Source organism: Parolsenella sp., assembly GCF_982402205.1.
The window spans coordinates 1-6,138 of the sequence record NZ_CEVYAT010000094.1; the positions used below are offsets into that span (position 1 = coordinate 1).

At 66.3% G+C, this 6,138-nt stretch carries 7 protein-coding genes; all 7 read right to left on the bottom strand.

Annotation, left to right across the window (positions count from 1 at the left end):
- Positions 1 to 541: ribonuclease III family protein (locus AC1VTH_RS05810; RefSeq protein ID WP_481335206.1), on the bottom strand; the 541-nt coding region annotated here is incomplete at its 3' end.
- A 216-nt stretch (positions 542 to 757) separates the two neighbouring features.
- Entirely contained in the window at positions 758 to 1,750 is a 993-nt protein-coding gene (gene plsX / locus AC1VTH_RS05815) for a phosphate acyltransferase PlsX (protein ID WP_481335208.1), read from the bottom strand.
- Between the two features lie 98 nt (positions 1,751 to 1,848).
- Entirely contained in the window at positions 1,849 to 2,028 is a 180-nt protein-coding gene (gene rpmF, locus AC1VTH_RS05820) for a 50S ribosomal protein L32 (protein WP_293674014.1), read from the bottom strand.
- 123 nt (positions 2,029 to 2,151) lie between these two features.
- Positions 2,152 to 2,727 (bottom strand): YceD family protein, encoded by a 576-nt coding sequence (locus AC1VTH_RS05825; protein WP_481335210.1) that lies wholly within the window; start codon positions 2,725 to 2,727, stop codon positions 2,152 to 2,154.
- A gap of 9 nt (positions 2,728 to 2,736) precedes the next feature.
- Positions 2,737 to 3,219 carry an ATP synthase subunit B family protein gene (locus AC1VTH_RS05830; RefSeq protein WP_293674016.1) on the bottom strand — a complete coding sequence of 161 codons (483 nt, stop codon included), beginning with the start codon at positions 3,217 to 3,219 and terminating at the stop codon, positions 2,737 to 2,739.
- A gap of 473 nt (positions 3,220 to 3,692) precedes the next feature.
- Entirely contained in the window at positions 3,693 to 5,537 is a 1,845-nt protein-coding gene (locus AC1VTH_RS05835; RefSeq protein ID WP_481335212.1) for an ABC transporter ATP-binding protein, read from the bottom strand.
- Entirely contained in the window at positions 5,537 to 6,121 is a 585-nt protein-coding gene (locus tag AC1VTH_RS05840) for an ATP-binding cassette domain-containing protein (protein WP_481335214.1), read from the bottom strand. Before AC1VTH_RS05840 ends, AC1VTH_RS05835 begins: the two co-directional genes overlap by 1 nt.
- Positions 6,122 to 6,138 lie beyond the last annotated feature (17 nt).

Sequence of the window (6,138 nt, forward strand, 5' to 3'; positions counted from 1 at the left end):
CGGGTGCGCAGCGGAGCTCGCGCTGCGTGATCTCCTGCAGGCGACTCTTTGGGTTCTCGGGGCGCTCGGCGAGCTCGGGCGACATGTGCGGACCAAGCGTGCGCGAGACGAACTCGTGCGTGACGTCGTAGCCGCCGTCGAGGTAGAGGGCGCCCACGACCGACTCGTAGACGTTCTCGAGGGCGGAGTGCAGGCCGCGCGCGCCCGTGCCCTTCTCGGACTCACCGAACACGATGCACTCGCCAATGCCCAGCTGCTCGGAGACCATGGAGAGCGTCTTGCCCGAGACGAGCGAGATCTTGAGGCGGGTGAGCTCGCCCTCGTCCATCTCGCCGAAGCGCTCGAAGAGGTCGGTGGCGACGATGGCGCCGAGGATCGAGTCACCCAGGAACTCAAGGCGCTCGTAGGAGGCCGAGACGGGCAGGTGCTCGACGGCGCTGGGGTGGGTTATGGCGGCCGTGACGAGGTCGCGGTCGCGGAAGGTGTGGTTGCAGATCTTCTCGATGTGACGAATCCGCTCGGTTGCGGCGCTATGGGGCATGCGCGCCCCCAATCTGTTGGTAAGTGTCAGATACGAGCAGGCCGCCCGACGGCGGCCCGCAAACACTTCAATTGTACCCGTACCAGCACCGTTGCGCGAGCGCCGCGCGGCCAGTGGAAGAGGACGAACAGACGCAAGAGTCTGGGTCTCGGAGCGCGAAGGGCCGTCCCTCATTTTCAGGAAACATGACAAAGGGCTCTGGCCCCTTTGTCACGCCTACTTGGCCGAGGCGATGGCCTGGGCGAGCTTGCCGCAGAGGTCCTGACGCACGCAGCGGGCCGCAGTAAGGGTGCCGTTCATGATGGCCTCGGGGTTGGTGGCGCCGTGGCCCACGAGCACCGGAGCCTTGAGGCCGAGCAAGGCCGCGCCGCCATAGGCGTCACCCGACAGCAGGCCCGCCACGCCCTTGAGCGCGGGCTTCACCATGAGGGCGCCAAGGCCCACCCTCTTGCTCTTGGCGGCCTCGACCTTGAGGGCAGCCACGATGAACTTGGCCGTGCCCTCGACCGTCTTGAGGGCGACGTTGCCCGTGAAGCCATCGGTCACGATGACATCGATGGGGCCGGTGAGGATGTCGCGGCCCTCGCAGTTGCCGCTGAAGTTGATGCCCTCGGCAGCGGCGAGCGCCTCGTGGCGGGCGAGCGCGGCCTCGGAGCCCTTGGTGTCCTCGGTGCCGTTGTTGAGCAGGCCCACGGTGGGGTCGTCGACGCCCAGCACGATCTGGGCGTAGGCCGTTCCCATGCGGGCGAACTGCACGATCATCTCGGGCGTACAATCGGCGTTGGCGCCAAGGTCGAGGAAGGTCGTCATGTGGCCGTTGACGCCGGGCATGGCCGTAGCGAGCGCCGCGCGGGCGACGCCCTTGACGCGGCCCACGACGAGCGTGCCGGCAGCCAGGATGGCACCCGTGGAGCCGGGCGAGAAGAACGCGTCGGCGTCGCCTTTGCGCACGGTGCGGCAGCCCCGAACGATCGAGGAGTCGCGCTTGGCGCGGACGGCGGCCGTGGGGTGCTCGGCCATCTCGATGACCTCGGTGGTCACGAGTGCCTCGGTGCGGGCATGCTTGGCGCAGAAGGGCACGACGACGTCTTCGTTGCCCGCGACGACGACCGTGAGGTCCTCGTCGGCCGCGAGCGCACGCTCGATGCCCTCGAGCACGGCCTTGGGCCCCTCGTCGCCTCCCATGGCGTCGACCACAACTCGAACCATCTGTGACTCTCCCCTCTTGCGCCGGACGTGCCGGCCGCGACAAAAAAGGAGGCCGGCCCGCTGGGACCGGCCTCCTGGCCACTCTAGGATTTGGGCAGCTACTCGGTGACGATGACCTCGCGGCCCTTATAGTAGCCACAGCTCGGGCACACGCGGTGCGGGAGCTTAACAGCGCCGCACTGAGGGCACGTGGAACGGGCCGGCATGCTGAGCTTGCTGTTGGCCGAGCGACGGGTGTGGGTCGCGCCGCGGCCCTTCTTCTGCTTGGGTACTGCCATTGTTGACCTCTCTTACGAATCTCACGCCGCCAAGTACGCGCGACGGTCTTTCACAGACAAACTGGAACTATAGCACGTTTGGTGCCGAGGGCACCAGCACTCCACAGGATTTGGTGCAATTCGCTATTCCTGCGCAGAATCTTCGCCTTCGTCGTCGAAGTTGAGCCCCGCGAGCGCGGCAAAGGGGCCGGTGGCGGCCTCAACCGACTCCATCTTATCGGCGCAGCCGCAGTCGCCTTCGTTGAGGTTGGCGCCGCAGTGAGAGCACAGGCCCTTGCAGTCCTCGCGGCACAGCACCACGTAGGGCGTCTCCATGAGGATAGCGGCGAAGATGGGCTCGGCCAGGTCGATCGTGTCGTCGTCGGACACGAGCGAGAAGTCGACCTCGTCCTCGTCGTCGTTCAGCTCCTCCTCGGCGGGCGCCTCGAACAGGAAGTACTCGTCGACCTCTGAGGCGATGTCGAACTCGGCGTCCTCGAGGCAGCGGTCGCACGTTCCCACGACGTGGGCGCGCACCATGCCGGAGGCCAGGATGCCCTCGCCGGCGTTGGTGAGCACGAGGTCGTAGTCGATGCCGGACGGCAGCGCGAAGTCGTGGTCGCCGAGCGAGTAGGAGTCCTGGTCGATGTGACCCGAGATAGGCAGGACGCTGCCGGCACCCTCGAGACGCTCGTCGACCTTGATGATGATGGAATCCATGGCCACCTGCTACCTGCGCGAGTTCGAGCCGTCGTCAAGCGCCTGGCGGCTGCGCTCGAGCTGACCGATGACGCTCTTGAGATTGTCGGAGATGCCGGTGAGCACACCCTCGGCGTAGTCGTTGATGTGGTAGCGCAGGTCCCTCTCGTACTGGGAGGCCTGGTCGCGGATCTCCTCGGCCTGCTGATTGGCGAGGCGCACGACCTCCTGGTCGCCGGCGAGAATCATGGCCTGCTGCTGTGCGTCGGCCACGATGGAGTCTGCCGTCTGGTGCGCGTGAGCGAGGATCTCGTCCTCCTGCTTGAGGACGCGGCGGGCCTCCTCAAACTCGCGCGGGAAGGCATTGCGGATGTCGTCGATCAGCTCGTAGACGGCTTCGGCGTCGATGATCTTGGGGTTGGTCCCTGTGCCACCCATGAGAGGCTTCTTTGCGTCGGTGACCATCTGCTCGAGCTCGTCGACCAAGCTGCCGATCTCCTCACCTGGCTGCATGCGCAGGCTCCTTTCGTGCTATGTCCCGCAGTAGACGCTTGCGGGACCCTCGGGCGGCACGGCGATGCCGCGCCATTGGCGCTATCCGTATTACCTTACCATAAGCGCTGCTATGGGGACGCGGCGCCGCCCGCGGCGCGGGCCATGAGTCCCAAAACGTCACAAAATGCGGCGCGCACGGACCGTGCCACACGCACGAGAAAAGGCGCGCCCCCGGACAAGCCGGAAGCGCGCCCCACTCAGACGCATGCCGAGCCCCCTTCGCCTCGGCCTACATCGAGTTAACCATATCATGACAGAAAACTAAACCCCTTGAGCGTGCCACGATTCGCGCACACATTGGCTGCACGGCACCACCTGGGGCTCGTTGCGCAGCCGCGCACGGCGACTCGGGGCGCCACGATGCCTCGCGGCCGCGCGCCCCACGCACGCGCGCATCAAAGGGGCGCGCCCTCGCATCTGACTGAGACTCCCTACACCTCCTCAAACTGGGAGTTGTAGAGCTCGGCGTAGAAGCCGCCCTTGGCGAGAAGCTCCTCGTGGGTGCCCTTCTCGACGATGTCGCCGTCGCGCAGGACGAGGATGACGTCTGCGTTGCGGATCGTGGAGAGGCGGTGCGCGATGACGAAGCTCGTGCGGCCTTGCATGAGGGCGTCCATCGCGCGCTGGATGAGCTCCTCGGTGCGCGTGTCGACGTTTGAGGTCGCCTCGTCAAGGATGAGGGCGGGGCGGTCGGCGAGAAACGCGCGGGCGATTGTGACGAGCTGGCGCTGGCCCTGCGAGAGGTTCGTGCCCTCCTCGTTAATCTCGAAGTCGTAGCCGCCGGCGAGCGTGTGGATGAAGTGGTCGCAGCGGGCGGCGCGGGCAGCGGCCTCGACCTCGGCGTCGGAGGCGTCGGGCCTGCCGTAGCGGATGTTCTCGCGAATCGTACCGCTGAACAGCCACGTGTCTTGTAGCACCATCGCGAACTGGCTGCGGAGCTCGGCGCGGCCCCAGTCGCGCACGTCGACGCCGTCGACCTTAAGCGAGCCCCCATCGATGTCGTAGAAGCGCTGGAGCAGCTTGATGAGCGTGGTCTTGCCCGCGCCCGTAGGGCCCACGATGGCCACCGTCTGGCCGGGCTCGGCCGTGCAGGTGAAGTCGTGGATGATCGTCTTGTCGGGCGTGTAGCCAAAGCGCACGTGGCTGAACTCGACGCGGCCGTCGCGGACGGCGGGCACCTGGGCCTCGACGGCCTGCTGCTCCTCGGGCGCCTCGAGGAACTCGAAGACGCGCTCGGTGGCGGCGGCCATCGACTGCAGGGTGTTCGAGACGTTGCCGAGCTGCTGCACCGGCTGAGTGAAGTTGCGCACGTACTGGATGAAGCTCTGGATGTCGCCGGGGGTAGCGGAGCCGGTGAACGCGAGCTGGGCGCCCACGACGACCACACCCACGTAGCCCATGTTGCCCACGAGGCCCATGAGCGGCATCATCACGCCCGAGAGGAACTGCGAGCGCCAGCCCGAGATGAACAGGCGGTCGTTCTTCTCGTCGAACTCGGCCACGGCGGCGTCGGCGCGGTCGAAGACCTGAATGACGTTCTGGCCGGCGAAGTCCTCCTCGATGATGCCGTTGACGGCACCGAGGACCTGCTGCTGCTCGCGGAAGTAGGGCTGCGAGAAGTGGATCATGACGACCATGATAATCGCCGCGGCCGGCAGGGTGAGCACCGTGACGCCCGTGAGCGGAAGCGAGATCGACAGCATCATGACGAGCACGCCGATGACCTGCGTGACGGAGGTGATGAGCTGGGTGATCGACTGGTTGAGCGACTGGCCCAGGGTGTCGACGTCGTTGGTGATGCGAGAGAGCACGTCGCCCTTGCTGTGGCCGTTGAAGTAACTCATGGGCACGACGGCGATCTTCTCGGCGATCTGCCTACGCATGCGGTAGCAGATCCTCTGGGTGACGCCCGTCATGAGCCAGCCCTGGATGAGGTTGCAGGCAGACGATGCGAGGTAGAGCCCCAGCAGGATGAGCAGCGTGCGGCCAATCCAGTCGAAGTCGACCGAGCCCGTGCCGCTCACCTTGGCGACGAGGCCCTCGTAGAGCTTCGTGGTGACCTGGCCCAGGACCTTGGGGCCGACGATGTTGAAGATGACCGAGCACATGGCGAAGGCGACGCCGAGGAAGACGGCGATCTTGTGCTGGCCCACGTAGGTGAGCAGCTTGAGCATGGTGCCCTTGAAATCCTTGGCCTTCTCGACCGAGCGCCCGCCGCCATAATTGGCCGCGCGTTTGCCCATGGGCCCGCGCTGGTTAGCGTTGCTCTGCGTCATTATCGCTCGCCCCCCTTCATGACCTGGTCAATCTCGTCTTGCGTGAGTCCCAGCTCGGCAGCCGAGAGCTGCGACTGGGCAATCTCGAGGTACGCGGGGCAGCTGCGCAGCAGTTCCTCGTGCGTGCCCTGCCCCACGACCTTGCCCTCGTCGAGCACGACGATCTGGGTCGCGTGCATGATCGTGGCGATGCGCTGGGCTACGACGACCACCGCGCTGCCCTTCTCGTGCTCCGCCAGCTGCTCGCGCAACTTAGCGTCGGTCTTGTAGTCGAGCGCGGAGAACGAGTCGTCGAACACGACGACCTCGGGTCTCTTGGCGAGGGCGCGTGCGATGGCGAAGCGCTGTCGCTGCCCGCCCGAGACGTTGGATCCTCCCTGGCTGATGTCGGAGGCGTAGCCGCCCTCGCGTTCGGCGACGAAGTCGCTCGCCTGGGCGATGCCGGCCGCGCGCTCCATGTCGGCATCCGTCACGGAGTCGCCGGCGAACTTGAGGTTGCTCTCTACCGTGCCGGAGAAGAGCATGCCCTGCTGCGGCACGTAGCCGATGCGGCGGCGCAGCTCTGAAAGACTCATGTTACGCACGTCGACGCCGTCGAGGG

Bases quoted from the DNA above. Each gene is read 5' to 3' on its own strand.
- plsX (WP_481335208.1), bottom strand. From the start codon at position 1,750: ATGGTTCGAGTTGTGGTCGACGCCATGGGAGGCGACGAGGGGCCCAAG.
- AC1VTH_RS05830 (WP_293674016.1), bottom strand. From the start codon at position 3,219: ATGCAGCCAGGTGAGGAGATCGGCAGCTTGGTCGACGAGCTCGAGCAG.
- rpmF (WP_293674014.1), bottom strand. From the start codon at position 2,028: ATGGCAGTACCCAAGCAGAAGAAGGGCCGCGGCGCGACCCACACCCGT.
- AC1VTH_RS05835 (WP_481335212.1), bottom strand. From the start codon at position 5,537: ATGACGCAGAGCAACGCTAACCAGCGCGGGCCCATGGGCAAACGCGCG.
- AC1VTH_RS05825 (WP_481335210.1), bottom strand. From the start codon at position 2,727: ATGGATTCCATCATCATCAAGGTCGACGAGCGTCTCGAGGGTGCCGGC.